Origin of the sequence: Mycobacterium gordonae (assembly GCF_001417955.2) — a bacterium.
GTDB classification, from domain to species: domain Bacteria; phylum Actinomycetota; class Actinomycetes; order Mycobacteriales; family Mycobacteriaceae; genus Mycobacterium; species Mycobacterium gordonae_B.
In genome coordinates this window covers 243,781-270,217 of the sequence record NZ_LKTM01000001.1, presented here as the reverse complement: position 1 = coordinate 270,217, position 26,437 = coordinate 243,781, and the positions used below count along the sequence as shown (strand labels likewise).

Genomic DNA, 26,437 nt, shown 5'->3' with positions numbered 1-26,437 from the left:
GGTCGGTGGTGCCCGGAGTGCAAGGGCTCGGCTTCGGCCGCACAGACTGCTATCCTCTCCCCTTACAAGACGAACCGTCTCGTCTTGTCGAAGATTACGTTGCCGGGTCCTGTTCTGTAAAGGCGAGCGATGCCCACCGATCTCACGCCTCGGCGCCGCAGCGAGAAGTCGCGCACGGCGATCGTGGCCGCCACGCGTGAGTTGCTGCTCGAGCGCGGCTTCGACGGTCTGAGCATCGAAGCGGTCGCCGCCCGGGCCGGAGTGGGCAAACAGACCATCTACCGCTGGTGGCGCAGCCGTCCCGCCCTCGTCGCCGACGTCATGCTCGAAGACGCCGACCGGATCCTCGCCTCGATGAATCACACCGGCGACCTGGCCGCCGATCTCGTGGAGTGGGTGGGCAAGCTCGCCACCACGCTGACCACCGACCGCGGTGCGGCGATGTTGCGGATTCTGACCGCTGCGGGGATGGAGCACGAGGACACCGCCGTCAAACTTCGCGCCGGTTTCAGCACGCCCCTGCACGACAGCGTCCGGACCCGCCTGCTGGCCGACGACATCGACGAGGCCACCGCCGAGTCGGCCGCGGACGCGATCGTCGGGGGCGTCGTATATCCGATTCTCTCTGATGCACAACGCTATTCGCCGCGACGCGCGGAACACACGACCCGCCTCATCGTCGCGTCACTCATCCGATCGTGATCGCCCCCAGTCCCTGACGCACCCGGTCGGGCAGTGACCCCCCGTGCAACAGCCAGTCGTCGAGGGCGAGCCGTACGGTGGCCATCGCCAGCGCACCGATCAGACGGGGCCGGGGATCCTGCGGAACCAACTCCGGCAGCCGCGGTGCGATCAGGTCGGCGATCACCGCCTCGTACCGCACATAGATATGCAGGGTCCAGGCGTCCAACGTCTCCGAAGATCGGGTGAGCATGGCCAATTCGCGCACCTGGTTCTCGATCTCGGGAAAACCGTCGGCGAGGTCACCGAACGCGCCGACGACAGCCTCGATGGCGGACAGCTCACCCGGCTGGCCGGCCAGTGCGGTGGTGATCCGCTGCAGCCAGTCGACGTTCACACCTTCCGCGACGGCGTCTTCCTTGGAATTGAAGTAGCGGAAGAAGGTGGCACGCCCGATGTCGGCCGCGTCCGCGATGCGCTCCGCAGTGGCCCCCGCCAGCCCCACCTCGGCAACCAACTGTGCCGCGGCTGCCGCGATGCGCTGACGTGTCGCGGCTCGCCGCCGTGCGGACAACGATTCGCGCGAAGTACTGGTCAACTGCTGAGTCATAGTCTAATTATGAGACTATGACTCAAGTCGAGGCGCCGGAGGCGCTCGCCGCGTGGCAGTTCTTCCAGCAGATGCTGGTCAACGCGACCAACGTCGTGACCGAGGACGCCGAATCCGAGCGTGAACTGCTCGAGGGGTTGCGTGTGATCGCGCGGGTGTCTTCGCTGTGCTCGCAGCTGTCCGTCGAAGCGGACACCGCGCAGCCGTCGTTCTTCGACATGTCCACGCCCAACCGGATGATCGGTGGCCCCAACCCCGACGGCAACTACTACCTCGCGATGATCCGTGGCGATCGGCGCTACCGGATCACCGGCACCCGGGGCACCAGCGCCTATCTCGGTTTCCAGATACTCGCCGGCACCGGGCTGACGCCCAGACGCATGGCGGCGTACCTGAGCGATACCGGGCTGGGGTCAGACGAATTCGAGATCATCCTGTCCGACGACCAGCCTGCCGCCAGGGCGGGCGCGCACTGGCTGCAGATCCCCGCGGACGCGTCGTCCCTCGTCGTCCGGGAGTACATCGGCGACCGCGCCGCCGAAGGGCTGGCCACCCTGCACATCGAAGCCCTGGACGCGGACCCGGTGGCGCCGGTGACCCAGAGCGAGCTGGCCGATCAGTTCACCGCAATGGCCTGGACCCTGATGAAGCTGGTGACACTGCATCGCACGATCAAGCCGGAACTCCTCGATCACCCCAATACGCTGGTGACCGCCGAGGCGGCCGACCTGGGATCGGCCGACACCACCCCGGACAACCTCTACATGATCGGCACGTTCCGTCTCGACCCGGACCAGGCCCTCATACTCGACATCGCCCCGCCCGACACCCGGTACTGGAACGTCACGCTGGAGAGCATCTGGCACGAATGCCTCGAGCCGCGCCGGCGGCACAGCTCAGTGACGAACCGCGGTGTTCAACCCGACGCCGACGGGCGGGTGCGCATCGCAATCTCGGCTCAGGACTTCGGTTTCGGCCACTGGCTGGACACCGGCGGCCGTCATCGCGGCTTCATCGTCCTGCGCTGGCTGGACAATCCGTCACCACCGGACGTCTCGGTGTCGGTGCGCAATCGAGGAGAGCAACCGTGACGCTGCAGGAGCGGTTCGCGCCGGACCGGCTCATCGCGACCGCGTGCGAGGAAACGGGTCATGAGGACTTCGGTGCTGACGGCTGGCAGCACGGACTCGAGCTGGTCGCCGACGGGCTCGTCAACGAGGCACGGCTGTCGCCCATCGGCGTGGAGGTCGCCTACCTCGACCTGATGCGTGCCCTGAAGAACCGCCTCGACGTGATCGACTGGCGCAAGCAACATCCGGAGGTCGCGACCAAAGGGATCGATGCGCCGATCGTCATCGTCGGCCAGCCCCGCACCGGGACCACCATTCTCTATGACCTGCTCGCCCAGGACCCAGACCTGCGGGCGCCACTGACCTGGGAGGTCGACGCGCCCTGCCCGGTGCCCCGGCCCGAGACCTACCATGACGACCCGCGGATCGCGGCCGCCCAGGCCGCCATTGAGATGTCCGAGCAGATCATCCCGGGTTTCATGGCGTTCCATCCGATGGGCGCACTGGTGGGCCAGGAGTGTGTTCGCATCACCGCCTGCGAGTTCACCAGCATGATCTTCTCGGTCCAGTACCGGCTGCCGGGCTACTACCGCTGGTTGCTCTATGAGGCAGACCACGCAGGCGCCTACCGCTTCCACCGAATCTTCCTGCAGCACCTGCAATCCGGAGTGCCCGGCCAGTGGCTACTTAAGTCGCCGGCACACCTGTGGCAGCTTGACACCTTGTTCACCGAGTACCCGGACGCGTTGATCGTGCAGACGCATCGGGATCCGCTCAATGTCATCTCGTCGATCGCCGCCCTGACCCACCACCTGCGCCGGATGGCCAGCGACGAACCCGACATTACCGAGTGCGCGGCCCAGTCCTATGAAGAGATCGCCGTCGGGCTCGATCGCGAGATGGCGCTGCGCGACAGCGGCAAGCTCCCCACGGACCAGGTGATCGACATCCATTACGCGGACTTCATCAGCGATCCCTGGACCACGATCCGCGGCATCTATCGGAAGCTGGGCCGCGAACTGACCCCGAGCGCCGAGCAACGGATGCGCGATTTTCTGGCAGCCCATCCCGGCGACGGCGGGCGCGGTCGCTACACCTGGTCGGACACCGGCCTGATCGCCGGCGGGGTTCGGGAGCGGGTGAGTGCCTACCAGGAGCGTTACGCGGTACCCACCGAACAGCTGCGCTGAGGGGCCCGCGCCGAAATCGATCGAAGAAATGAATTTGTTATGTCCCCCAAAGTGTGATCTACGACATAGACTTCCCGCTTGTGACGACCCCGTCGAACCCGTGGGGCGACGAACGACGGAGACTCTCGCACCAGCTACAGATGCGAGGTCAGTACCTCGGCCGCAGGCAAGCGCGACGGCTCAGCCGAAGCTTCGCGCAAGTCGGCGTGCACGTCCCGCCGAAGCGCCTGCAACAGTTGGTGACCGGAACAACCGTGGCTGACCGGGAGTTGACCGACGTCAACTTCGCCCTGATCGCTACTCAGTACCTCCGGGAGAAGAAGGCCGCCAGAACGACGCACCTACAGCGCCGGTGCCGGCACGCGGTCATCTGCGCCGGCCTGATACTCGTGGCCCTCAACTTCCTGTTCTGCATCGCCTATCTCTTCTTCACCCTGACTCTGCACGCCGCGCCGATGTGAGGCCGGGGGCCGCGAATTGTCTTATCTGACGGCCGTGCCGGAGTTGCTGGCCGCAGCGGCAACGAATATGGCCCGCATCGGCACGGCGCTGGACGCCGCGAACGCGGCAGGCCCGGCGTCTCACGTGCTGGCAGCCGGTGCCGACGAGGTGTCGGCCGCGGTGGCGGCGGCGTTCAGCCGCAACGCCCAGGCGTATCGATTGGCCAGCGCCCAGCTGTCCGTCTTTCACGAACAGTTCGTGCAGACACTCAATGCCGCAGGAGGCAGTTACTCCGCCGCGGAGTCGACGAACATCGCCGCGTTGCTGCAGGGCGCGCCGCAAGCCCTGCTCGACGCCGTCAATGCGCCGACCCAGGCGGCCACCGGCCGTCCACTGATCGGGAACGGAGCCGACGGCGCCCCGGGAACCGGTCAGGCCGGTGGGGCGGGCGGGCTGTTGTTCGGCAATGGCGGCAACGGCGGCTCCGGCGGACCCGGCCAGTTCGGCGGCCGCGGTGGTTCCGCGGGATTCATCGGCAATGGCGGCAGCGGCGGTCAGGGCGGTGCCAGCACCGCAATCAACAAGATCGCGCCTCCCGGCGGCAACGGCGGATCCGGCGGATGGCTGTTCGGTAACGGCGGGGCCGGCGGACAAGGCGGACTGGGCGGTGCCAACATGACCGGCGGCTGGGGCGGCCAGGGCGGCAGCGCCGGGTGGTTCGGCAATGGCGGAGCCGGCGGCGCCGGCGCCTTCGGTCCCGCGGGCGGTGGTGACGGCGGCAACGGCGGCAACGGCGGCCAGTTCTTCGGCAGCGGTGGAGCCGGCGGCGACGGGTTCGGATCCAGCACGTCCCTGCGCGGCGGGGTCGGCGGTGACGGCGGTGATGGCGGGCAGTTCGGCAACGGTGGCCGGGGTGGCCAGGGCGGGGAAGCCTCCGTCGTCAACGGGTCGGGCGGAGCCGGCGGCAGCGGCGGCAGCGCGCAGTTCGTCGGCGACGGTGGCGACGGCGGTGCCGGCGGCGCCGGTTTCGACCCGGCGCACGGTGGCGCGGGCGGCAGTGCCGGCCAATATCTCGGAAGCGCCGGAGTACAGGGCGCGGACGGGCTCGGCCCGTAGAGCTACCCGCCGAGACGGGTAGAACTACGCAGGCGCCGCCCCGCGCCGAGCGGCAAAGCTGCTTGAATGACCACTTTGATGGGCTTTCCCAGCCCCACCGAACTGGACGCGCGCACCCCCTCCGACCGTGATCGCGCTATCGACGTCATCCGTATCACCGCCCTGATCGGCGTGGTGACCGGCCACACCGTGATGGCCATCAGCACCATCCGAGGAGGTGTGCTGATCTGGGACAACCTGCTCACCACATCGGTGGGATTCCAGGCGCTGACCTGGATCTTCCAGATCATGCCGCTGTTCTTCTTCGCCGGCACCGCCGCATGCGTGACGTCCTGGCAGCCCGGTAGTAGCTGGGGCGCCTGGTTGATGAAGCGCTGCACGAGGCTGTTCCGGCCGGTGTTCTACTACTTGGCATTCTGGGCAGTCGCTCTGATGGCGCTCTATCCCGTTCTGCCCCAACATGTTTACGAGCCGGTTGCTGGAATCAGCATCCAATTGCTCTGGTTCCTGGGGGTTTACGTGCTGGTGTTGGCGGCGATGCCGGTGTTGTCGCGGATCACCACACCGGCCCGTCTGGTGGCCGGGGTCGTCGGGGTCTACACCCTGGCCGCGGTCATTGACGCCGCCCGATTGCACTGGGCGGTGGCGCCACTCGGCTACCTCAATATGGCGGTCTGGCTGATTCCCGGCATGTTCGGTGTGGTCTACCGCCGGGGACTGCTCACCGGACGTGCTGCACTGGCGACTGCCGCGGCAATGCTGGCAGTCAACATCGCGCTGCTGAACTGGGGCCCCTACGAGCTGAGCCTGGTCGGCATCGAGGGCATGCGCCTGCCCAACATGAGCCCCCCGTCACTGTTGCTCGCCGGGCACGCGATTGTGTTGAGCGCGTTGGCCATCGCCGCGGCACCGGCGATCAACCGGTGGGCGCGGCGGCCGCGGGTGTGGTGGTTCACGGCGATCGGCAACTCCGGCGCGATGACCCTGTACCTGTGGCACATGCCGGCACTGCTGGCCGTGCACGTGCTCTTCGACAGCTTCGGGCACCCGCGCTACCCGGGCCGGCCGGACTTTCTCGCCGTCACGTTCGAGCAGCTCTTCATAATGATCGGTGTGGTGGCAGTGCTGTTCGTGGCGCTGCGCCCGCTGGAGAACAACCCGCTGCCCGGTTGGGACGGCGCCTCCGCGGCCCCGTCGGTCCGGCGCAGCCGGATGGTCGGCACCCTGCTGTGTGTCGCGGGCGCGGCGTTGCTGGCCGCGGTGAAGTGGGGACTCAAGGACGACGGCCTGGTCTGCGTCGCGGTGATGCTCGCCGCGTTGCTGGCTGCCCGGCTGCTGACCGTCCAAGTGCCGGCGGCCGGCATCACCGGTCGTCTTCGGAAGCCGGGCCGGCCAGCAGCAACTGCAGCGTCGCGCGCAGTTCCCCGAGCCGGCGCCGGCCGAGTTTCCGCTCCCAACTCGCCTCTAATTCCACTGCGGTAGAACGCATCACGCGTAGCGTCTGACGACCGCGCGGAGTGAGCTCGATGATTCTGGTGCGCGCGTCGTCGGGGTTCGGCCCACGGGTCACGTAGCCGTGCCGCTCCAGCGCCGTGACGGCCTGGGCCACCGCCTGGCGACTCACCCCCAGCCGGTCGGCCAGATCCGAGGCGTGCAGTCCACCGGTCGCCAACGGCACCAGCGCGACTGCCTGCGCCGGCCGAATCCCGTCCAGCCCGGCGACTGCGAAAGCATGCTTGAGCCGCGGGCGACCGGCAGCCGCCAACCGCTGCACCAGAGCGGGCACCGTCGGTTCCCACTGGGCGTCGTGACGTGGCATGACTGCAGAGTCTGCCATCAAATCAATTTTTGACAAGTAACTTGTCATTCTTCGGCGGGGCTGTCACCATGGATTGATGGCATCTCGACAAGCCCGGGCCTGCGTCGTTGCCCTCATCGCAGTCCTGGTCGTCCTGCTGGGTGGTTGTTTCGGCGGTGGCCACGCCGTCGGGTCGCCCGAGCACCCGGCCATCCCGGTGGGCAAGTCCTCGCAGAGCATCGAGTGGGCCGGCGCCACCCGAACATTCAATGTGTACCGGCCGCAAGCGTTGACGGATGCCGCACCGTTGGTGGTGATGCTGCACGGCGGTTTCGGCAGCGGCGCCCAGGCCGAAGGTTCCTACCACTGGGATACCGAGGCCGACAAAGGGCATTTTCTGGTCGTCTACCCCGACGGCCTGGGCCGCGCCTGGAACGCCGGTTCGTGCTGCGGCAATCCGTCCGAGACCAATCTCGATGACGTCGGATTCATCAGCGCGGTCGTCGCCGCAATCAAGGGCCAGACGTCCGTTGATGCGGCGCGCGTGTACGTCACCGGAATGTCGAACGGCGCCATGATGGCGCTGAGGATGGCGTGTGAGACGGACCTGTTCGCCGCGATTGCACCCGTCGCAGGCACCCTGGTCACCGATTGTTCACGGGCGCGCCCGACGTCGGTACTACAGATCCACGGCACCGCCGACGCGAGCGTGCCCTACAACGGGGGGCCCGGAAAGGCCTTGAAAGTCAACGGAAGTCCGCGGGTCGACGGACCGCCGGTACCCATGGTGGCCGCCGCATGGCGGACTATCGACAATTGCGCGGCGCCGACGTCGGCAACCGCCGGCGCGGTGACCACCGAGACGGCCGGGTGTCCCGAGGGGCGCACCGTCGAGCTTATTTCGGTGGCAGACGCCGGCCATCAGTGGCCCGGTGGCGTCCGTGGCCCCATCTTGGAGCGGTTGGGCCTGCCCGAACCGTCCACGGCGCTGGACGCCACCGACACCATCTGGCAATTCTTCAGTCAGCACCACCGCTGACCGGCTGCCGATTCCTGCTGGGCCACACTGCCATTCGGTCGATGATCCGGTCGCGCAAGACGAAGGTGTGGAACAGCACCGCGCTGACATGTGCGGTGAAGGCCAGGAATAGCAGTAGGGCGAAGAGCCCGTGGGCCTGGCGCAGCATCGAGTAGACGTCGATGTTGTGTGGCGCGATGCCGAACAGGTGAAACGGGCCCAGCGACACGATCGGGTTGCGTGCCGCCGACAGCATCGCCCACCCGGTCAGCGGCTGAACGAACAGCAACCCGTACAACAGATACTCCGAATACGAGGCGATGCGGCGTTCGGCGGGGCCCATGGTGGCCAGGAACGGCGGCAGGGTGTGGGTCCACCGGTTGATCAGGCGGATCACCGCGAAGATCAGGATCAGCACACCCAGCGGGCGGTGGATGGCCAGCAGCAGCGGGTAGAGGCTCAGCGACGCGACCATCGTCACGCCGATGAGCAGTTGGGCGATCACCATCGGCGCCATCAGCCAGTGCAGAATCCGTGACGGGAGCGCGAAACGTGGTGCAGCGGCTTTCTTCTCGGCCATCAGACGCGAACTTCGCTGGGCGACTTCGGTTCTCCGGCACGCCGGGTGAAGGAGCGCGCGTACACGCCGGCCCGGGCCTTGGGAATCGGATCATCCGACAGAGCCATGCCGTCCGGAAGTACGGTCGGGTCGAAGTTGATATCCCTGGCGTTGCCGGGCGCTTCGGTCTGTACCGCGGTGATGATGATGGTGCCGGCATCGATGGTGCGGCGCGTCGCAGGCCAGGGCCTGGTCGCGTCGTCGGTGGGATCGCCGGGCTCACCGACGGTCAGGACCAGGCGCCAGCGCACCGGTCGCTGCGCCACCGTGCGGATGAGTTCGTCGAACAGGTAGTCCTTGTCGGTCGGCGGGGGCGTGGCGGCCGGGCCGCCGTTGTCGAGCGGAATCACGGACCACCGCACCGCAACGGTTGCACCGGACTCGCTGGTGAAGCGAAAAGCATTGAGCCCGTTGAATGTACTGTCGGCGAAACCTGCGCTGGGTGGTGACTGCCTGATGATCTTCATCGCCGCCGCGGTCTCCGGATGGCGCTGCAGAAACGCGGCCATGAGCTGCGGGTCCGGTTTGCCGGTGTCGGGTTGCGGTTTACCGGCCAGCAGTCGCTCGTAGAACCCCTGCGGCGTGCTGTCGGTGAAGACGGGGAGGTTGATCATGGCGGTGCGCCACTGCTGGCCGTCCGATGTCTGCAACAACAGGCCCAGACCACGGACGGTGTCGGCTTTGTCGGGCTGATCGGGTAGCCCGCCGCCCAGCGAGAACCGGCCGATCACCGGTACCGTGCCGCGCCTGAACACCGTCGCCCGGCAGATGCTCACACCCGATCCGTTGCTCTCGAAAGTGCCGGTGGCACTGAGCCCTTTGGCGTGGTTGCGGCGAAAGCCGTTGTGGCGGCCGTAAATATCCTCGAAACGATCGGTGAACCGTCCCGGGGTCAGCGTGTCGGGCCGCAGCCAGCCACCGGCGTAGACGAACGCGCCGACGTCCACCGCGGCGAACCCGGCCACCGCGCCCATCCCCAGCAGCGCCCCTCGCCGGCTCAGCGCGGAGCGCCCCCGGGACTCGTCGTCGTCGCGCGGTTCCATTCCGCCGTCCTCTCTGAGCTGTCCCGACACAGTCTCAGGGATCGGTGCTCACACCGCACCACGAAGCGCCGCCGTGATCCGTTCAACCGGTGATTCAGTCGCTGCCCAGCGCGCGGTGTTCGATCAGGTCCCGCAGCCCGCCGGTGCCCAGCCGCTCCCGAAACGCCGGCGCCGTGTAGCCGACGACGGTCGCCGCGGTGCGGGCACGCGCGGTGGCCGAGCGCGGCAGGTGGAACAGCACCCCGATCTCACCGAAGTAGTCTCCGGGTCCGACCACCTTGAACAGTTCCTCACCGCCGTCGGCCATTTCGTGCACGATCTCGATCTCGCCCTCACTCACCACGTAGATCAGCTCGCCCATCGTGCTCTGCTCGAACAACACCTCGCCGGCCGCCAGCTCCACCGTTTCCGGTTCCCGGTCCGTCTCGGCGAAGTCGGGCGTCAGCTCGACGACGCGGTCGGCCAGTGGAAGCATTCGGCTGTCGTGGGTTGCCACCACCACTACCCGGTCACCGTCGGCTAGTTCGCGGATCAGCCGCAGCACCTCCTCGACCTGAATGAAATCGAGGTGAGCGGTGGGTTCGTCCGCCAGGATCAACGGCGGATCCAGGGCGATCGCGCGGGCGACGGCGACGCGTTGCTGCTGCCCGCCACTGAGGTCCCCGGGGCGGTGCTTCATCCGGTCACCGAGGTTGACGCGCTCCAGCAACTCCACGGCACGCTTGCGCGAAGCGGCCCGGGACATCCCGGCCGCGCGCATCGGCACCATCACGTTCTCCAGTGCGGTGAGGCTCGGTACCAGGTTGAACGCCTGAAAGACGATGCCGACCTTGTCCCGCCGGTACTTCGCCAGCGCCGCGCCGTCGAGGGTCGTGATGTCCAGATCGTCGAACTTGATCGCCCCGGACTTCGGCCGCAGAATGCCGCCCAGGCAGGACAGCAGTGTCGTCTTCCCGCACCCGCTCGGTCCGAGCAGGATCACCAGCGACCCGGACGCCACATCGAGGTTCAACCCGTTGATCGGTCGCAGGGCATAGCCGCCGCTGTAGTACTCGACGACCAGGTTCTGAATGCTCAGATCACCCACCGGTCAGGGACCTCCGAATGCGAGAGCGGGATCAATGGCCACCACCCGTCTCAGCCCGGCGAGGCTGGCCAGCAGGCCGATGACGATCGCGACCACCGGAAGTAGCACATAGGCGAGTGACGGCACTGCGACGACCATCGGGAACAACGGCGCCAACAGCTTGGAAAGGATAACGCCTACCACCGCGGCCAGTAGCGAGACGATCAGCGCCTGCAACGCCAGCCCGGCCAGGATCGACCGCGTCGGTGTGCCGATCGCCTTGAACACCGCGAAGTCGCGCACCCGCTCGAGCGCAGACAGGTACACCACCGATCCGACGATCAGCACCGCCACGATCCACAGCAGGATCGCCACGATCGTGATCGAGTTCACCGCCACCTTCAACGGGCGGATCAAGTCCTTGACGGCGCCGTCGCGGTCGAAGGTGCGGTAGCCGTCCGGGAGTGCCCGCGGGGTGCCGTCGATGCCGATCGAGGTGACCATGGGCTGTCCGTTGTAGGCGACCTGCTGCAGGCCCTCGGTGGTCAGGAAGATGTTGGGGATTTTCGCCAGCGCCGTCGAGTTGGGCACGATGCCGACGATCTTCAAGGTGTGCGCACCCACCTGAATGGTGTCGCCGAGGTGGCGGCCCAAGACGCTGGAGGCGGCGACCTCGTCGGGCCGGGAGGGCGCCCGGCCTTCCGAAACCTGTGGCATACCGGGCCCGTGCTCGGGCGCCCCGAAGGCCGTGACGTTCCGCGTCGACGTGCCCTCTCTCATGATCGTCCCGACGCAACCCAGCGGCGCCGCCGCCGAAACTCCGGCCTCGCCTCTCACCCTGGCCAGATCGACGTCGGGGAACGGGGTCGACCCCAGGAAAGGTCCGGCCGAGCCGTCCTTCACCACGAAAGCGTCAACCCCCAGCGAATCGACGGTGTTACGGGCCTCCACGGTGAAACCATTCGCCAGCCCGCTCATCACGAGCGTCATCCCGAAGATCAGTCCGGTGCTGACAATGGCGATAACGAGGCGTCGCTTCCGCCATTGCATATCGCGCAGGGCAGCAAAGAGCATCCCCAGACGCTACCAACGTGCACAAGCCCCGGGAGCGGGGTTCGTCAGACAACGGATGAGTGGCGTCATGGACCGGCCCACCAGTGCCGATGTCCGGCCGGACGCGGCCGGCCCGCGGCGCGATTCGGGCGTTTTTGCCGCGTGACCTAGAATTGGCAGCGGTTAACTGCCGTCGCGCCGCTTTTGCCGGCGCAGGATCCGGCGGTGTTCGGCGGGTTGAAGCAACAGCCCCGGTTTTGCGTGGTTGTCTGAAAAGTAGCGTTTTCCCGCAAGGATGGATTTGAGATACAGCATGGTCGATCAACCCGGCGATTCAGTGAATCGAGCCCCATTCGAAGTCGAACAGTACGAGACGGACGGTGCCGTCGTGCTCGCCGTCTCGGGCGAAGTGGACATGCTCAGCGCTCCAGCGCTGGCCGAGGCGATACACACGGCCCTGGCTCCCAGCCCGGCGGCATTGATCGTCGACCTCACCAAGGTCGAGTTCCTGGCCTCTGCCGGACTGAGTGTCCTGGTCAACGGACAGGCCGAAGTGGCGCCGCCGACGCGCTTCGCGGTCGTGGCCGACGGCCCGGCCACCAGCCGTCCGATCAAACTGATGGGTATCGACAGCCTGCTGTCGTTGCACCGCACTCTGGATAACGCGCTGAGCTGGATCGCCGGTGCCTGAACCTGCCTGTAACCGGGAGGGCAGGACACGCTGACCGTCGGCCCTCTCATGACGCCTCTCGACGACCGGTCCCGCTTTGTCCGTATGCGGGTGGCTGCGGATGCGCTCAACGCTCACCGGATCCGTGTCGAGTTCCGCAACTGGCTCGACCGGCACTTCACGCTGGGCGCCGAGCGGTTCAGCGACCTGGTGCTGGCGGTCAGCGAGGCCCTGGCAAACGCCGCCGAATTCGCGTATCGGGACACCCCGGATGCCGGGACGATGGACGTCAGCGCGGCTTATGACGCCAAATCGGACACTCTGGCCGTCACGGTCCAGGATCGGGGCCGGTGGCGCCAGCGCGGGGCGACCAAGGACCTGACCCGGGGCCGCGGTATCCCGCTGATGCGCGTCCTGGCCGACGAAGCGGACATTCAGGGCACGCCGCACGGCACCCAGGTCACGCTGAAGTGGAAGCGCCTGACCGCGCCCGCTCGCTGACTCTCCAGAGTTGGTCCGGATTCATTGACTGAGGCGGGTGCGACGCCTAACGTCGCTATATACGCTACGCGTCGTAGCGTAATGAGCAGTGTTTGGTTCCCGCCTCGGAGGCCCCCATGTTCGATCTGAAAATCACCGGTGGCACCGTCGTGGACGGCACCGGCGCGCAGCGCTATCGCGCCGACATCGGCATCAAGGACGGCAAGATCGTCGAAGTCGCGCGCCGCGACGCCGACGGTCCCGGGCTCGCCGGTGCGGCCGCGGAAACCATCGATGCGACGGGGCACGTGGTCGCGCCCGGCTTCGTCGACATCCACACCCACTACGACGGCCAGGTCAGCTGGGACAGCCTGCTGGAGCCGTCGAGCGGGCACGGTGTCACGACGGTGGTCACCGGCAACTGCGGGGTCGGCTTCGCCCCCGTCCGGCCCGGTACCGAGGACTGGCTGATCAGGCTGATGGAGGGTGTCGAAGACATCCCCGGCACCGCGCTCACCGAGGGCATCACCTGGGGCTGGGAGACCTACCCCGAGTACCTCGAGACGATCGGCAAGCAGCGGTTCGCCGTCGACGTCGGCAGCCAGGTCGCCCACGGCGCCGTCCGCGCCTATGCGATGGGCGAGCGGGGCGCCCGCAACGAGCCGGCCACCCCTGAAGACATCGAGGCGATGGGCAGGCTGGTCCGGGAGGCGGTGGAGGCCGGCGCGCTCGGGTTCTCGACGTCGCGCACCCTCGCGCATGTGGCGATGGACGGCGAACCCGTGCCGGGCACCTTCGCCGCCGAAGAGGAGCTGTTCGGACTGGGCCGCGCGATGGCCGCCGGAGGCCAGGCGGTGTTCGAGCTGGCGCCGCAGGGGGCGGCGGGTGAAGACATCGTCGGACCCAAGAAGGAACTGGACTGGATGCGCCGGTTGAGCCGGGAGATCGACCGGCCGGTGTCCTTCGCTTTGATCCAGGTCGACGCCGACCCGAACCTCTGGCGCGAGCAGTTGGACGTCTCGGCGGCCGCGGCGGCCGAAGGCAGTCGGTTGCACCCACAGATCGCCGCGCGACCGTTCGGCATGATGATCGGATTCCAGGGTCACCACGGCTTCACCCACCGGCCCACCTACCGGCGGCTCAAAGCCGAGTGCAGCCGCGAAGAGCTTGCCCAGCGCCTGGCCGATCCCGCGGTGAAGGCCGCGATCCTGTCCGAGGACGACCTGCCCCTGGACCCGGGCGTGCTGTTCGACGGCATGTTCGCGATGGTGCAGCACTCGCTCGGACGGCTGTATGCGCTCGGCAACCCGCCGGACTACGAGCCCACCCCCGACCGCACAGTCGCCGCGATCGCTTCCGCGCGCGGTGAGGACCCGCTGTCCACGCTGTACGACCTGATGCTCGAGGGCGACGCGACGGCGATGCTGATGTTGCCGCTGTTCAACTACGCCGACGGCAATCACGACGCGATCCGCGAGATGATGCTGCATCCCGCCGGAGTGCTGGGTCTTTCCGACGGGGGTGCCCACTGCGGGATGATCTGCGACGCTTCATATCCCACCTTCCTGTTGACGCACTGGGCCCGGGACCGCAGCCGCGGCGAGAAGCTCTCGCTGGAGTACGTGATCCGCAAGCAGTCGCGTGACACCGCCCACCTGTTCGGTCTCACCGATCGCGGCACCATCGAAGCGGGCAAGAAGGCCGACCTCAACGTCATCGACCTGGACGCCCTGACTCTGCACCCCGCGGCCATGGCCTATGACCTGCCGGCCGGTGGGCGCCGAATCTTGCAGGGCGCCAGCGGATATGCGGCCACGATCGTCAGTGGCACGGTCACCCGGCGCAAGGACGTCGACACCGGCGCCCGTCCGGGCCGCCTGGTACGCGGGGCGCGTTAAGCTGCCTTCGTGAAGACACGCCTTGTCCACGCCGGCGCGAAGGCCCCCGTCCGCGCCGGAGAGGACGCGATCGGCACCCCGCCGCCCTCGCCCACCCGGGTGCCGGCCGAGCGGTACTACTCGCCCGCGTTCGCCGCGCTGGAGGTCGAGCGGATGTGGCCGAAGGTGTGGCAGGTGGCCTGCATGGTCGACCATGTGGCCGAACCGGGCGACTACTTCGAATACCGTTGCGGCCCATACGGTGTGTTGATCGTCCGCGACGACGACGGCGAGCTGCGCGCGTTTCAGAACGCCTGCCGCCATCGCGGCAACTCGCTGTGCGTGGGTTCGGGTTCGGGGCTGCGTGAACTCAAGTGCGGCTACCACGGGTGGACCTGGGACCTGGCCGGCACGCTCAAGCGGGTGCCCGGCCGCAAAGGTTTCGGCTCGCTGCGGATGTCTGATTTCCCGTTGGTCCCGGCCCGGGTAGCTGCCTTTGAGGGCATGGTCTTCGTGAACCTGGATCTGGACGCGATGGCGCTCTCCGAATACCTGGATGAGATTCCTCAGGACATCGCGTGGTGTCATATCGACGATTTCCGTTGCTACGCAACGCTGACCGTCGAGGTCGAGGCGAACTGGAAGACGATCGCGGACGGTTACAGCGAGACGTACCACATCCAGACGCTGCACCCGGAGTTGTTGCGATGTGTCGATGACGTTCATGCGCCACAGCAGATCTGGCGACATGCGGGTAAGTCCGATCAGCCGTACGGGGTGCAGAGCCCGCGCTTCGAGGGCGCGCTCAGCGACGAAGAGGTATGGGAGGCTTACGTTTACACCCAGGGCGCACTGATGGGCGCGGTTGAGGGCACACCGTTTCCCGCCGACCAACGCGAGCCGGGACAGACCGTCGCCGATCTGATCGCGGCACGCACCCGGGCGTTTGCCGCCGGTCGCGGGGTCGATCTGGGCTGGGCCGACACCGACCGGGTGACCCGCCTGCACCAGTACAACGTGTTCCCCAACATGACGTTCCTGGTCAACGCCGACCACCTGACCATCATGACGTCGCGTCCCGGGGCCGATCCCGACCACGGTGAGCTGACCATGTTCCTGATGACGCGGATGCCGCCGGGCGCCGGCCGCAGCAAGCCGACCGACGTCCGGATATCGGCCGCGGACGCTGAGCCCGGCATTGTGCTCACCCAGGACATCCGGGTGCTTCCGGGCCTGCAGCGTGGCCTGCATCAGCCCGGCTTCACCCACCTGGTGCTGTCCAACGAAGAGCGCCGGGTGATCAACATGCACCGCAACCTGGAGCGCTACCTCGACCTGCCCGAATCCGAGCGGATGACCGGCGGCGACACCGGCCGTCCGCGATGACGGCGGCCCGGGTGCGTAAATTCGCCGGCCTGTCCGACATCGGCCGGATCCGCGCAACCAACCAGGACAGCTGGGGCGCCTATCCGGAGCGGTCACTGTTCATCGTGGCCGACGGGGTGGCGTGCAGCACCGACGGCGCCCTGGCGGCCGCGTTGGTGGTGGAATTGCTGCCGACGTATGTGAACCGGCATCTCAAACCCGATGACCTCGACGGCGAGGCCGCCGCCGACCTGTTGGGCCGCGCCATCGTCGAATACTGCGATGATTTCCGGGCTTTCGCGGCCACCGACGACCGTGCCGCCGGCGCGAACACCACAGTGGTGGCCGTCCTGGTAGCGGGCGGGCGGGCGCTGGTCGGCCATCTGGGCGACAGCCGGGCCTATCTGTTCCGCGAACAGAACCTGCAGCAGATCACGCGCGACCACAGTGTGATTCAGGACATGATCGACGCCGGCGAGGTCTCGATCGAGGAAGCCGAGCGCCACCCCGCGCGGGCGATACTGACCCGGCATGTGGCGATGTTCCCGCAAGCCCTACCGGACGCGGCGGCGGTGGATCTGCTGCCCGGTGACCGGATCCTGCTGTCCAGCGACGGACTGCACGGTGTGGTCGACGACCCATCCCTGGCGCAGATCCTGGACTCCCATCCTGAGCCTGCCGACGCGTGCCAGGCGCTGATCGAGGCGGCCCTGCAGGCGGGCGGGCCGGACAACGTCACCGCGGTCGTCGTCGATATCGACGAAGACCGCGAATAGCGCTGCCGCCAAGCGCTGCAACAGAGCCGATCATGGTTCTCGCGCCATGTCTTTCACGTCGACTCCGCCCAATGGGCCCGCCCCCACCTCGGCGTTGTGGGCGTGCGCGAAATGATGTAGTCCGAACACCGCATCGATTCCGTTCCGCATACCCATCTGGTCTTCACACTGGTTAACCGCCTTCTTGGCCAACGCAAGGCCGAACCGGGGCATCTTCGCGATGCGGGCTGCGATGGCAAAGGTCTCTTGCTCGAGATGCGCGCGTGGAATCACCCGGTTGACCATGCCCACCTCGTAGGCGCGCCGCGCGGTGAATCGATCACCGGTGTAAAGGATTTCCTTCGCAAACCGAGCTCCGAGCACCCACGGATGCGCGAAGTACTCGGCGCCCGGAATCCCCATGCGCACGACCGGGTCGGCGAAGAACGCATCTTCTGAGGCCACAATCAGATCGCAAACCCAGGCGAGCATCAATCCGCCGGCGATGCATGCTCCCTGCACCATCGCAATCATCGGCTTCGGGATCTCACGCCAGCGCCGGCACATACCCAAGTAGACTTCCGTTTCCCGCGCGAAGCGCTGGTCTCCCCCTGGCTTGTCGACGTGGTCCCACCACAGAACCGCTTCGTTGCTGTAACGCACATGGTGATCGCGGCCCGGTGAGCCGATGTCATGTCCGGCGCTGAAGTGCTCACCGCTGCCCGCGAGGACTATCACCTTGACCGCATCATCCTCCACCGCTCGCCGGAACGCGGCGTCAAGAGCGTATGTCATCACCGAATTCTGGGCATTGCGGTATCGGGGCCGGTTCATCGTCACCACAGCCAAATCATCTGTCACGGAGTAGGTTACGACGTCTTGTTCGTGGGGGACCGTCACAGGCCTGAACCTTCCTTCGTGATGGTGTGCCGCCGGCGCCGGCTCATCCGGCGGTGGCGTGCTTCCCGCGCGTTCGCACTCCTCATGACGCTTCACCGTACGACGAATGTGTTGACCAAGCAAGCGCTTGGTTGTTACGCTGCCGGCGGCCCCCTCACCGCAGAGCAACTCGGTCGGCAGTATCTCGACCTCGTCGTGGGCGGGATCATCAACGAAGGAGTCTGAAATGCCTGAGGCCTACATCGTGGAGGCTGTCCGTACCGCGGTCGGCAAGCGCAACGGATCCCTCGCCGGTGTGCATCCAATTGATCTGGCAGCACGCGTGTTTCAAGGGCTGTTCAAAAGGGTCGACGTCGACCCGGGTGCCGTCGACGACGTGGTGGTCGGGTGCGTCGACGCGATCGGCGGCCAGTCCGGCAACATCGCGCGGACTTCGTGGCTGGCCGCGGGTTATCCAGAGGAGGTTCCCGGCGTCACCGTCGACCGGCAGTGCGGATCCAGCCAGCAGGCGATTTCCTTTGGTGCACAGGCAATCATGGCCGGAACAGCGGACATCATCCTGGCCGGCGGCGTGCAGAGCATGAGCCGGATCCCGATTTCCTCGGCCCGCCGAGCCGGTGAACAGTACGGCTTCACCACCGCGACCGCGGAATCCGAAGGTTGGCAGCGCCGATACGGCGACGAAGAGATTTCGCAGTTCCGCGGTGCCGAACTGATTGCGCAGAAATGGAATTTGTCCCGGGAGGAGATGGAGGAGTTCGCGCTGTCCAGTCACGAGCGTGCGCTATCGGCCATCCAGGCCAAGCATTTCGACAACGAGATCGTACGGGTCGGCGACTTCCGCACCGACGAAGGGCCGCGTGAAACGACGCTGCAGAAGATGGCGGGACTCAAGACATTGACCGAGGGCGGACGGGTGACAGCCGCGCTGGCCAGCCAGATTTCCGATGGTGCGAGCGCGGTGCTGCTGGCCTCCGAGCAGGCCGTCAGAGACCACCAGCTGACACCGCGGGCTCGCATTCACCACATCAGTGCGCGGGGTGCCGACCCGGTGTTCATGCTGACCGGACCCATCCCCGCGACCCGGTACGCGCTGGAGAAGACCGGACTCTGCATCGACGACATCGACACCGTGGAGATCAACGAAGCCTTCGCGCCGGTGGTTCTCGCTTGGCTCAAGGAGATCAAGGCCGATCCGGCGAAGGTGAATCCCAACGGCGGTGCGATCGCGCTGGGCCATCCACTGGGTGCTACCGGGGCCAAGCTGTTCACCACCATGCTCAACGAGCTTGAGCGCACCGGCGGCCGATACGGGCTGCAGACAATGTGCGAAGGCGGGGGAACCGCCAACGTGACCATCATCGAGCGGCTGTAACCGTTGCATCGGCGAGGCAAGATATGCCTACAACGGCCGATCGCGTCTATCGCGACACCGCGACGCTCTAGAGTCCACGAGCGGAGAACGAGCTTGATTGGAGTTGGGCGATGAGCACGGTCGAATCGACAAAGTTCGACGAATCAGCCGACGTGGTGGTGGTGGGCTTCGGCGCAGCGGGCACGTGTGCCGCCATCGCCGCCCGTGAGAACGGGGCCGACGTGCTGGCGCTGGATCGCGCGAACGGTGGCGGGTCGACCGCTGTGTCCGGCGGCATCATCTACGCCGGCGGCGGCACCTGGGTGCAGGAGCAGGCCGGCGTGAGCGACAGCTACGAGCAGATGCTGACGTATCTCCGCCTCGAAGTCGGCGACGCCGTAAGCCCGCAAACCCTGGAGTCATTCGTGGCGGGCAGCCCCGAAATGATCCGCTGGCTCAGCGATTACGGCGTGCCGTTCGATTCCACGGTGTGCCCGTACAAGACGTCCTACCCCAACAATCACTACTACCTGTACCACTCCGGCAGTGAGAACGCCGGTGCGTTCCGCGCCGTTACGCCACCCGTGCAACGCGGACACCGGGTGAAAGGCAAGGGCACCTCGGGCAAGAAGATGTATGAACCCCTGGCCAAATCAGCTCTGGCCCTAGGGGTTCGGTTCCAACCGCACACGCAGGTCAGCCGTCTGATCCAGGACTCCGCCGGCCGGGTGATCGGGGTGCAGGCCACGACGATGCGCCACGCTCCGCCGCGCATCCAGAAGCGCTATTCGAGACTGGCCGGACTGTCGACCAAGCCCGGCATCTACTACCCGCCGCTGCGAGCTCAGATGGAACGACGGTTGCGCAATCTCGAGCGGCGCTACGCGCGGCCGGTGCGGATACAGGCCCGGCGCGGGGTGATCGTCTGCGCCGGCGGTTACATGGCCAACACCGAATGGGTCAAACGCTTTGCACCCCAATACCTAGGCGGACTTCAGCTCGGCACCAGCGGTGACGACGGCAGCGGTATCGCGATGGCACAGGGCGCGGGCGCCGTCACCGAGCGGATGGACAACGTGTCGGCGTGGCGATTCATCACGCCCCCAAGCGCTTTCATCAGTGCAATCATCGTCGACGAGCAGGGTCAGCGCATCATCGACGAGAGCCGCTACGGCGCGGCAGTCGGCTACCAGATGGTGCGGCACCACCACGGCAAGGGCTGGCTCCTTGCCGACGCATCGCTGATGAAAGAGGCGCGTCAGCAAATGATCAAGCAGCCGTTGTGGTTTCAGCGCGCCCAGTCGGCGGCGCTGATGTTCCTCGACTCGGTCAAGGGCGCCTCCCTGCAGGACGTCGCACAACGGGCCGGCATCGACGCCGACGGTCTGGTCGCCACCGTGCAGGCGCACAACAGCGCCATCGACACCGGGACCGCGGACCCGGCCGGCAAGCCGGCGGACTTCGTCCGACGGATCAGCAAGCCGCCCTTCACGCTGCTGAACATCTCGATCCGGCCGAATCTGCTCAACCCGACACCGATGCTGACCCTGGGCGGCATCCGCGTCGACGAAGGCACCGGCGCGGTTCTCGACAAGGCCGGTTCGCCGATTCCCGGCCTGTACAGCGCGGGACGGACCGCGACCGGAATCTGCTCCAACTCCTACGTCAGCGGGCTCTCACTCGCCGACTGCGTGTACGCCGGTCGGCGTGCCGGCAAACACGCCGCCGCAGATCTCGGGAATCAGTAGCCGGCCCTGCCGAGCACTCACCGCTGCGGTAATGCGTGTCTGGCAGGAGTGATGCGCCAACCGACCGAATAAAGTCGGCAATTCAGCGGGCTCGACCATCAATATCCGTGCGTAACATTTCGGCGCAGACGCAGACGAAATTGTTCGGGGAACTACAATCGGGTCTTGGTTGAACCATTTCGGTCTACCGTGAAATACAATAATCCGCGGTGAGACGAACCTGTCGTGTTCGATCCGGCAATTGCTCACCCGGGCCACGGCGCCTTGGCCAATTTTGGGCATATATCCAGCTCATCGTGTTGCTGAGCGAGCAGAGCCGTGCCGTTGGGGCAGTCCGGACAAATGGCTCAATTCACATAAAGTCGCGAATTACACGAATGTACTTCGGTCAATAAACAACGGTTCTATAACCATCTCAATCGGTGGTCTAGGAATTGTTCGCACCGCCGCCTACGGTTCGGACCAATCACCAATCGGCGAAATCACCATCGCCCAAGCGAGGGAGAAATTTCAGTGAAAGTAGTCCAACTATTTCAGATATCGGTGCTCACCGGCGGGGTCTGGTGCGGGAGCGCGCTGGCGTCTAGCCCAGGGTCCGCCGCCGTCCCATTCATCGCGGGCGGCCCGGCTTGCGTCGAGCAGCCAGCGCCTGAGGCAGCGCCGGTCGCGATGGCGCTGCCCGGCCCCGTGATCGCCGGTGCCGTGCCTGTTCCGATCGTCGGCGCTGTTCCTTTGGCGTTACCCATTGTCGGTGCAGCAGGTGCCGGCGCGGCGGGTGCAGCGGCTGCCGCCGACGGCGGGGGTGTCGTCGCCGGGGGCGCGGCTGGTGCGGGCGGCGCGGCAGCCGCAGGGGCGGCTGCGGGTGCACCCGATGGCGGGGCCGCGGCGGTTGGCGGTGCGGATGCCCCGGTTGTGCAGGCCGGCGCTGCCGATCCAGTGCCCGGCACCGTTCCGGTTCCGGCCGGTAAGGGCGGGCCGGTGCTCATGGGTGCTGGGGTCGCCGACCCGGTAGTCCTACCCGGCCCAGTACCGGTGGTGGTGCCGCTGGCTGCGCCGGGTGCGATACCGCTCGCGGTTCCCCTACCAGTTATGGCGGGGGCCGGTGGGGCCGCGGCCTCGGCATGCGGCATTTTCGGAGTCGCTGCCGCAGCCGGAGGTGCTGCCACAGGTGGAGGCGCGACCGCAACCGGAGGCGCCGCAGCGGGTGCGGCCGGCGGGCCCGACACGGCGAGTGGCGCCGCTACCGGTGGCCACGGTCCTCGTGGCGACTGATCGGGCGAAACGTGTCCCTTTCAATCAAGGCAGGTCCACACGTGACAGCTAGTGCCGCTCCCAAATTCGCACGCGCACGCAATGGCTATGAACAGACCGCGGTTGATGAGTACATCTGGCTGGAAGCCCACGCGAAGCAGTCCCTGCTCAATGAAAACCAGCTGCTGCACTCCCGATTGGCCGAGGCTCTCAAGGAGATCGTCGCACTCAAGACGGAGATCGCCACCTTGTATGACGTGTCAACGTCTCCGCAGTCAGTGGCCCACCGTATCTCGAAACTACTGCGCACCACGGTCGACGAAGTCACCCAGATGCAAAGTGATGCGCGCGGCGAGGCGGCGGACATCGTGGCGGTGGCACGCACCGAGGCCGACAGGCTAGTCGCTGAAGCAAAAGACGGTGCGTCGCAACTTCTGGTCGAAGCCGAGCGCGCGGCCGCACAGGTGACGAGTCAACAAATATCAACTCTCCAGCAACTCGCAGCCGTGCACCGCAACCTCGCGAACGTTCCAGCAGTCCTGGAGTCGGCCTACCGGCGAAGAGGCGATGCCCCGACAGCACCTGTCAGCGGCAGTGTCGCAGCGGTGAGCGCGGATGGCGCTTGCGGTTCCCCTCGCAATCCAACGCCGGATCGAGAGCTTGGGTAGGCCCGACACTGCGCCGCTGAGCGAGGGTACCGATCAACTCCCCGAGCGCTGAATCACCAAACCCACACTGGCAGCCACTAAATCAGGTTGGTGAACCTGGATGAAGTGGTCGCTGCCGGTCGCCGAGATCCGCGGGGTCTGCGGGCGCAGCGCGACCAGGTCGGTGGTGGCGTCGCGCCAGGCCTGCTCCAATTCCTCGCCCTTCTCGGCGGGGAGGTCGGGCGGAATGATGAACGGCTCCGTCCTGGTCAGCACGGCAGCCGGAACTGGTGGCAGCGCCGGTGCCGCGAGGACCTGCGCGACACTGCGATCGATGTCGACGATTTCGAAGGACGGCGAATCAGTGAACTGCGGCAACGGTCCGTCCAGCGCTCGCCGGTAGGCCGGCCAATCGGATCCCAGCAAGTCCGGGATCTCGGCCGCGAACGCGTCGACGAAGACCAGTCCCCGCACCTGCGCGGGGTAGGTCTGCGCATACAGCCGAATGAACAGCCCGCCCAGCGAGTGACCGACCAGCACGTACGGGCCCGGCAGGTGCGCGGCCTCCAGCAGCGTATGCAGATCGCTGACCACGTCGCTCGCCGTGCGCGGCATCGGTACCGATGAGCTGCGATCGGAGAGGGTGGGCGGGTCGGAGTTGCGCAAAGTCCCGGGCCGGTCGTAGGCGCAAACCCGGTGCGGGCCGGCCAGCGCGGGCAACACCGCGGGTCCCCTGGCAGGCTCGGTGGCGTCGGACTGACTCCACGGGTCCGACGAATTGTGGTAGCCGGATTCCAGAATGACGGTCGGTGCGCCGCGGCCACGGCATTGCAGGTACAGATGCCGGCCATTGCCGATGTCCACCGGCCCGGCGAAGTCGCCGCTGGAGCCTGCCACCGGCGCGGGCCGGCCGCCGGGCGCCACCGTGCCGCAGCCGACCAGCGCCGCCGCGGCAATGGATGTCAACAGGATGATGTTCCGCAGCGCCTGCATCGACCCATTCTGTCGGGTCTAGACGTCGTAGCTGACCCCGGTGAGCTCCTCGGACACCGCCCACAGCCGGCGCTGCAGTTCCACGTCGTGCGACTGTGCGCTGGAGGCAACGAGTTTCGGGTACCCGCGGACTTCCTGGAACCCGTCGGGCCCGTAGTACTGGCCCCCCTGGACGCCGGGGTCCGCGGCGGCCCGCAGCGTGGGCAGGGCGCCGAGTTCGGCGGGCTGAAAGAACGGCTTGCCCAGCAGGCCGATCAGCGTCGGCAGGTGCCGGGTCAGCTCGGTGTCTGAAACACCGGGGTGGGCCGCCACCGCGATGGTCGTGCCGTGTGGGGCCAGGCGGCGCTGCAGTTCGTACGTGAAGAGCAAATTCGCGAGCTTGGACTGCCCGTACGCGCCGACCCTGCTGTAACTGCGCTCCCACTGCAGGTCGTCGAAATGGATCGCGGCGCGGATGCGGTGACCGACGCTGCTGACCGTCACAACCCGCGACCCCGGGACTGGCAGCAGCCGGTCCAACAGCAGCCCGGTCAACGCGAAGTGGCCCAGATGATTTGTGCCGAACTGCATTTCGAAACCGTCCGCCGTGGTCGACTTGGGCGGGTACATAACGCCGGCGTTGTTGATCAACAGGTCGATACGGTCGTGGGTGGCACGCAGTTGCGCCGCGGCCTCGCGCACGGACGCCAGTGAGCCGAGGTCGAGTTCTTGCAGCGACACGTCGGCTCCCGGCGTCGCAGTCGTGATCCGGTCGACGGCCTGCTTGCCCTTTCCCAGGTTGCGCACGGCGAGCACCACGCGTGCGCCGTGGGCGGCAAGGGCGGTAGCGGTTTCCAAACCCAGGCCGGTGTTGGCGCCGGTGACCACAGCCGTTCGTCCGGTCTGGTCGGGAATGTCGGCGGCAGTCCATTTCGTCATGGGGAACTCCTCATTGATCTTCGGTTGGGTCTGCGGTGAGGGCGACAAAGTGCGGGATGCCGACACCCTCTAGGCAGGATCATCGCGTAAGGTCCTAGATAAACGGGGCGATCGCTCCGCTTTTGGCTACTATACGGAACGTACGCCCCGTTTTGTCAACCGTCTGAATCAGGGAGGCACCAGATGGCGAGCACCGCGCGGCCGGTACGGGCCGACGCCGCCCGCAACCGGGCGCGCGTGCTGGACATCGCCTACCAAACCTTCGCGGCCGAGGGCCTGTCGGTGCCTATCGACGAAATCGCACGGCGCGCGGGCGTGGGCGCGGGCACCGTCTATCGCCATTTCCCGACCAAAGACGCACTGTTTCAGGCGGTGATCGCCGATCGGATGCACCACCTGATCGACGAGGGCCGCGCCCTGCTGGAGTCCGGAGACCCCGGCCAGGCGTTGTTCACGTTCCTGAGGTCGATGGTGTTGCAGTGGGGTGCCGCCGACCGGGGCCTGGTGGAAGCTCTGGCCGGCATCGGGATAGACGTCAACAAGGCGGTCCCCCGGGCCGAGGAGGAATTCCTGGGCATGCTGGCCGAGTTGCTGCACGCCGCTCAACAAGCCGGTACCGCCCGGCCGGATGTCGGTGTGCCAGAAGTGAAAACGCTGCTCGTGGGATGTCAGGCGATGCAGGGATACAACGCCGACCTCGCCGAGCGGGTGACCGACGTCGCCCTGGACGGTCTTCGACGGAGCTGATCACCATGTTGTCGCAACTCGGAATCACCCTGCCCGTGCTGGCCGCGCCGATGGCCGGTGGCCCCACCTCCCCCGCGATGGTCACCGCGGCCGGCCGCGCCGGCAGTCTGGGCATGGTCGCGGCCGGCTACAAGACGGCACAAGCCGTCGAGGAACAGATCCGGCAGGTCCGTGCCGAATCAATCCCGTTCGGCGTCAACATCTTTGCTCCGAACCCGCTGCCGGTAGACCCCGAGCTCTACCGCTGGTACGCCGCTGAGATCCAGCGCGACGCCGTGCGGTTCGGCCTCACCCTGCCCGCCGAACCCATCGAAGACACCGACAGCTTCGACGACAAAATCCAGTTGCTCCTGGACGCCCCCGTCCCATTGGTCAGCTTCACGTTCGGCATCCCGCCGCAGCGGGTGATCCAGGCGCTCAAGGCGGCCGGCACCATCGTCGTGCAGACCGTCACCAACCGGGTCGAGGCGACTGCCGCGCGGGACGCCGGTGTCGACGCGTTGGCGGTCCAGGCGCACACCGCCGGAGGCCATTCCGGCACACTCACCCCGACCGAGCCGCTCGTCCCGACTCCGATCACCACGCTCGTCGCGGACATCACCCGGGCGGTCGACCTCCCGGTCATCGCCGGCGGCGGACTGGCCACCCCGCAGGCGGTGGCCGAAGTGATCCACGCCGGCGCCGCGGCGGCCGTCGTCGGCACCGTGCTGCTCCGCGCGACCGAAAGTGGCGCATCGGCCACCCACCGGGCCGCCCTGGTCGACCCGGCCCGAACCGAGACCGTCATCACCCGCGCGTTCACCGGCCGGCCCGCCCGCGGCCTGCGCAACGCCTTCATCGACGCGCACGAGGCGGACGCGCCATGGGGCTATCCCGCCATCCACCACCTCACCAGCCCACTGCGCAAGGCCGCGGCCGCGGCAGGTCAACCGGACTTCGTCCATCTCTGGGCAGGCACGGGCTACCGGCACGCGACCGACGAACCCACCGCGGAGATCTTGGGAAGACTCGCAGGTAGCTTGTGAGC

26 protein-coding genes and 1 pseudogene are annotated in these 26,437 nt (G+C 67.0%); 18 read left to right on the top strand and 9 right to left on the bottom strand.

The window, feature by feature from the left end; genetic code table 11:
- Positions 1–129: 129 nt before the first annotated feature.
- Positions 130–702: a TetR/AcrR family transcriptional regulator gene (locus AO501_RS01290; protein WP_055575956.1), complete on the top strand. Its 573-nt coding sequence runs from the start codon at positions 130–132 to the stop codon at positions 700–702.
- Here AO501_RS01290 and AO501_RS01285 read toward each other — a convergent pair.
- Positions 689–1,291: a TetR family transcriptional regulator gene (locus AO501_RS01285; RefSeq protein ID WP_055575955.1), complete on the bottom strand. Its 603-nt coding sequence runs from the start codon at positions 1,289–1,291 to the stop codon at positions 689–691. The two genes, AO501_RS01290 and AO501_RS01285, sit on opposite strands and share 14 nt — an antisense overlap.
- 17 nt (positions 1,292–1,308) lie before the next feature.
- Between AO501_RS01285 and AO501_RS01280 the strand changes: the two genes are divergently transcribed.
- The 5 genes and pseudogenes from AO501_RS01280 to AO501_RS01260 all read left to right on the top strand — a co-directional run bounded on the left by AO501_RS01280 (position 1,309) and on the right by AO501_RS01260 (position 6,590).
- On the top strand, positions 1,309–2,382 hold the full coding sequence (locus AO501_RS01280; protein WP_055575954.1) for a DUF1214 domain-containing protein: 1,074 nt from the start codon (positions 1,309–1,311) through the stop codon (positions 2,380–2,382).
- Entirely contained in the window at positions 2,379–3,551 is a 1,173-nt protein-coding gene (locus AO501_RS01275) for a sulfotransferase family protein (protein ID WP_055575953.1), read from the top strand. The genes AO501_RS01280 and AO501_RS01275 overlap by 4 nt, the downstream gene beginning before the upstream one ends.
- Positions 3,552–3,631: 80 nt before the next feature.
- On the top strand, positions 3,632–4,012 hold the full coding sequence (locus AO501_RS01270; protein ID WP_055576148.1) for a hypothetical protein: 381 nt from the start codon (positions 3,632–3,634) through the stop codon (positions 4,010–4,012).
- Positions 4,013–4,028: 16 nt separating this feature from the next.
- Positions 4,029–5,102 (top strand): annotated as a pseudogene (locus AO501_RS39965) (PE family protein); the annotation flags it as partial.
- A gap of 72 nt (positions 5,103–5,174) precedes the next feature.
- On the top strand, positions 5,175–6,590 hold the full coding sequence (locus AO501_RS01260; protein ID WP_156452246.1) for an acyltransferase family protein: 1,416 nt from the start codon (positions 5,175–5,177) through the stop codon (positions 6,588–6,590).
- On the opposite strand, the gene AO501_RS01255 is transcribed toward AO501_RS01260, so the two are convergent.
- The gene (locus tag AO501_RS01255; RefSeq protein ID WP_231752294.1) at positions 6,472–6,945 is read right to left on the bottom strand and encodes a MarR family winged helix-turn-helix transcriptional regulator; all 474 of its coding nucleotides are present in this window, start codon (positions 6,943–6,945) and stop codon (positions 6,472–6,474) included. The two genes, AO501_RS01260 and AO501_RS01255, sit on opposite strands and share 119 nt — an antisense overlap.
- Positions 6,946–7,003: 58 nt before the next feature.
- On the opposite strand from AO501_RS01255, the gene AO501_RS01250 reads away from it, so the two are divergent.
- Positions 7,004–7,945 carry an alpha/beta hydrolase family esterase gene (locus AO501_RS01250; protein WP_055575950.1) on the top strand — a complete coding sequence of 314 codons (942 nt, stop codon included), beginning with the start codon at positions 7,004–7,006 and terminating at the stop codon, positions 7,943–7,945.
- Here the strand turns inward: AO501_RS01250 and AO501_RS01245 are convergent.
- The 4 genes from AO501_RS01245 to AO501_RS01230 form a co-directional block, all read right to left on the bottom strand.
- Positions 7,926–8,504 (bottom strand): cytochrome b, encoded by a 579-nt coding sequence (locus AO501_RS01245; RefSeq protein WP_055575949.1) that lies wholly within the window; start codon positions 8,502–8,504, stop codon positions 7,926–7,928. The two genes, AO501_RS01250 and AO501_RS01245, sit on opposite strands and share 20 nt — an antisense overlap.
- Positions 8,504–9,586 (bottom strand): catalase family peroxidase, encoded by a 1,083-nt coding sequence (locus AO501_RS01240; RefSeq protein ID WP_231752293.1) that lies wholly within the window; start codon positions 9,584–9,586, stop codon positions 8,504–8,506. The genes AO501_RS01245 and AO501_RS01240 overlap by 1 nt, the downstream gene beginning before the upstream one ends.
- A 94-nt stretch (positions 9,587–9,680) precedes the next feature.
- Positions 9,681–10,673 carry an ATP-binding cassette domain-containing protein gene (locus AO501_RS01235; RefSeq protein WP_055575948.1) on the bottom strand — a complete coding sequence of 331 codons (993 nt, stop codon included), beginning with the start codon at positions 10,671–10,673 and terminating at the stop codon, positions 9,681–9,683.
- A gap of 3 nt (positions 10,674–10,676) precedes the next feature.
- On the bottom strand, positions 10,677–11,726 hold the full coding sequence (locus AO501_RS01230) for an ABC transporter permease (protein ID WP_055575947.1): 1,050 nt from the start codon (positions 11,724–11,726) through the stop codon (positions 10,677–10,679).
- 292 nt (positions 11,727–12,018) lie between these two features.
- Here AO501_RS01230 and AO501_RS01225 point away from each other — a divergent pair, with 292 nt between their 5' ends.
- The 5 genes from AO501_RS01225 to AO501_RS01205 all read left to right on the top strand — a co-directional run bounded on the left by AO501_RS01225 (position 12,019) and on the right by AO501_RS01205 (position 16,873).
- A complete protein-coding gene (locus tag AO501_RS01225; protein WP_055575946.1) occupies positions 12,019–12,396 on the top strand; it encodes an STAS domain-containing protein in 378 nt (125 codons plus the stop codon).
- A gap of 48 nt (positions 12,397–12,444) precedes the next feature.
- Complete coding sequence (locus AO501_RS01220; protein WP_055575945.1) at positions 12,445–12,876, top strand: ATP-binding protein; 432 nt, start codon at positions 12,445–12,447, stop codon at positions 12,874–12,876.
- Positions 12,877–12,992: 116 nt separating this feature from the next.
- Positions 12,993–14,753, top strand: a complete 1,761-nt coding sequence (locus AO501_RS01215; protein WP_055575944.1) for an N-acyl-D-amino-acid deacylase family protein — start codon at positions 12,993–12,995, stop codon at positions 14,751–14,753.
- Positions 14,754–14,762: 9 nt separating this feature from the next.
- Entirely contained in the window at positions 14,763–16,118 is a 1,356-nt protein-coding gene (locus AO501_RS01210; protein ID WP_055575943.1) for an aromatic ring-hydroxylating oxygenase subunit alpha, read from the top strand.
- An 11-nt stretch (positions 16,119–16,129) separates the two neighbouring features.
- On the top strand, positions 16,130–16,873 hold the full coding sequence (locus AO501_RS01205; RefSeq protein WP_197419727.1) for a PP2C family protein-serine/threonine phosphatase: 744 nt from the start codon (positions 16,130–16,132) through the stop codon (positions 16,871–16,873).
- Positions 16,874–16,903: 30 nt separating this feature from the next.
- Here AO501_RS01205 and AO501_RS01200 read toward each other — a convergent pair whose 3' ends face one another.
- A complete protein-coding gene (locus tag AO501_RS01200; protein ID WP_055575941.1) occupies positions 16,904–17,752 on the bottom strand; it encodes an enoyl-CoA hydratase in 849 nt (282 codons plus the stop codon).
- Between the two features lie 226 nt (positions 17,753–17,978).
- Here AO501_RS01200 and fadA6 point away from each other — a divergent pair, with 226 nt between their 5' ends.
- The 4 genes from fadA6 (at position 17,979) to AO501_RS01175 (ending at position 22,773) form a co-directional block, all read left to right on the top strand.
- Positions 17,979–19,127 carry a steroid 3-ketoacyl-CoA thiolase FadA6 gene (fadA6, locus tag AO501_RS01190; RefSeq protein WP_055575939.1) on the top strand — a complete coding sequence of 383 codons (1,149 nt, stop codon included), beginning with the start codon at positions 17,979–17,981 and terminating at the stop codon, positions 19,125–19,127.
- A gap of 110 nt (positions 19,128–19,237) precedes the next feature.
- Positions 19,238–20,854: an FAD-binding protein gene (locus AO501_RS01185; protein ID WP_055575938.1), complete on the top strand. Its 1,617-nt coding sequence runs from the start codon at positions 19,238–19,240 to the stop codon at positions 20,852–20,854.
- A 513-nt stretch (positions 20,855–21,367) separates the two neighbouring features.
- On the top strand, positions 21,368–22,126 hold the full coding sequence (locus tag AO501_RS01180) for a hypothetical protein (RefSeq protein ID WP_156452245.1): 759 nt from the start codon (positions 21,368–21,370) through the stop codon (positions 22,124–22,126).
- Between the two features lie 41 nt (positions 22,127–22,167).
- The gene (locus AO501_RS01175; RefSeq protein ID WP_055575936.1) at positions 22,168–22,773 is read left to right on the top strand and encodes a DivIVA domain-containing protein; all 606 of its coding nucleotides are present in this window, start codon (positions 22,168–22,170) and stop codon (positions 22,771–22,773) included.
- 33 nt (positions 22,774–22,806) lie between these two features.
- Here AO501_RS01175 and AO501_RS01170 read toward each other — a convergent pair whose 3' ends face one another.
- Both AO501_RS01170 and AO501_RS01165 read right to left on the bottom strand, forming a co-directional pair.
- Complete coding sequence (locus AO501_RS01170) at positions 22,807–23,745, bottom strand: alpha/beta fold hydrolase (RefSeq protein WP_055575935.1); 939 nt, start codon at positions 23,743–23,745, stop codon at positions 22,807–22,809.
- 18 nt (positions 23,746–23,763) lie between these two features.
- Complete coding sequence (locus tag AO501_RS01165; protein WP_055575934.1) at positions 23,764–24,663, bottom strand: SDR family NAD(P)-dependent oxidoreductase; 900 nt, start codon at positions 24,661–24,663, stop codon at positions 23,764–23,766.
- 183 nt (positions 24,664–24,846) lie between these two features.
- Here AO501_RS01165 and AO501_RS01160 point away from each other — a divergent pair, with 183 nt between their 5' ends.
- Entirely contained in the window at positions 24,847–25,410 is a 564-nt protein-coding gene (locus tag AO501_RS01160) for a TetR/AcrR family transcriptional regulator (RefSeq protein WP_055575933.1), read from the top strand.
- 5 nt (positions 25,411–25,415) lie between these two features.
- A complete protein-coding gene (locus AO501_RS01155) occupies positions 25,416–26,435 on the top strand; it encodes an NAD(P)H-dependent flavin oxidoreductase (RefSeq protein WP_082658312.1) in 1,020 nt (339 codons plus the stop codon).
- Positions 26,436–26,437: the final 2 nt, after the last annotated feature.

What these genes read in the sequence shown, in the direction of transcription:
- AO501_RS01215 (WP_055575944.1), top strand. Translation starts at nt 12,993, where the DNA reads ATGTTCGATCTGAAAATCACCGGTGGCACCGTCGTGGACGGCACCGGC.
- AO501_RS01225 (WP_055575946.1), top strand. Translation starts at nt 12,019, where the DNA reads ATGGTCGATCAACCCGGCGATTCAGTGAATCGAGCCCCATTCGAAGTC.
- AO501_RS01250 (WP_055575950.1), top strand. Translation starts at nt 7,004, where the DNA reads ATGGCATCTCGACAAGCCCGGGCCTGCGTCGTTGCCCTCATCGCAGTC.
- AO501_RS01280 (WP_055575954.1), top strand. Translation starts at nt 1,309, where the DNA reads ATGACTCAAGTCGAGGCGCCGGAGGCGCTCGCCGCGTGGCAGTTCTTC.
- AO501_RS01160 (WP_055575933.1), top strand. Translation starts at nt 24,847, where the DNA reads ATGGCGAGCACCGCGCGGCCGGTACGGGCCGACGCCGCCCGCAACCGG.
- AO501_RS01290 (WP_055575956.1), top strand. Translation starts at nt 130, where the DNA reads ATGCCCACCGATCTCACGCCTCGGCGCCGCAGCGAGAAGTCGCGCACG.
- AO501_RS01185 (WP_055575938.1), top strand. Translation starts at nt 19,238, where the DNA reads ATGAGCACGGTCGAATCGACAAAGTTCGACGAATCAGCCGACGTGGTG.
- AO501_RS01230 (WP_055575947.1), bottom strand. Translation starts at nt 11,726, where the DNA reads ATGCTCTTTGCTGCCCTGCGCGATATGCAATGGCGGAAGCGACGCCTC.
- AO501_RS01170 (WP_055575935.1), bottom strand. Translation starts at nt 23,745, where the DNA reads ATGCAGGCGCTGCGGAACATCATCCTGTTGACATCCATTGCCGCGGCG.
- fadA6 (WP_055575939.1), top strand. Translation starts at nt 17,979, where the DNA reads ATGCCTGAGGCCTACATCGTGGAGGCTGTCCGTACCGCGGTCGGCAAG.
- AO501_RS01260 (WP_156452246.1), top strand. Translation starts at nt 5,175, where the DNA reads ATGACCACTTTGATGGGCTTTCCCAGCCCCACCGAACTGGACGCGCGC.
- AO501_RS01155 (WP_082658312.1), top strand. Translation starts at nt 25,416, where the DNA reads ATGTTGTCGCAACTCGGAATCACCCTGCCCGTGCTGGCCGCGCCGATG.
- AO501_RS01285 (WP_055575955.1), bottom strand. Translation starts at nt 1,291, where the DNA reads ATGACTCAGCAGTTGACCAGTACTTCGCGCGAATCGTTGTCCGCACGG.
- AO501_RS01245 (WP_055575949.1), bottom strand. Translation starts at nt 8,504, where the DNA reads ATGGCCGAGAAGAAAGCCGCTGCACCACGTTTCGCGCTCCCGTCACGG.
- AO501_RS01240 (WP_231752293.1), bottom strand. Translation starts at nt 9,586, where the DNA reads ATGGAACCGCGCGACGACGACGAGTCCCGGGGGCGCTCCGCGCTGAGC.
- AO501_RS01220 (WP_055575945.1), top strand. Translation starts at nt 12,445, where the DNA reads ATGACGCCTCTCGACGACCGGTCCCGCTTTGTCCGTATGCGGGTGGCT.
- AO501_RS01255 (WP_231752294.1), bottom strand. Translation starts at nt 6,945, where the DNA reads ATGGCAGACTCTGCAGTCATGCCACGTCACGACGCCCAGTGGGAACCG.
- AO501_RS01165 (WP_055575934.1), bottom strand. Translation starts at nt 24,663, where the DNA reads ATGACGAAATGGACTGCCGCCGACATTCCCGACCAGACCGGACGAACG.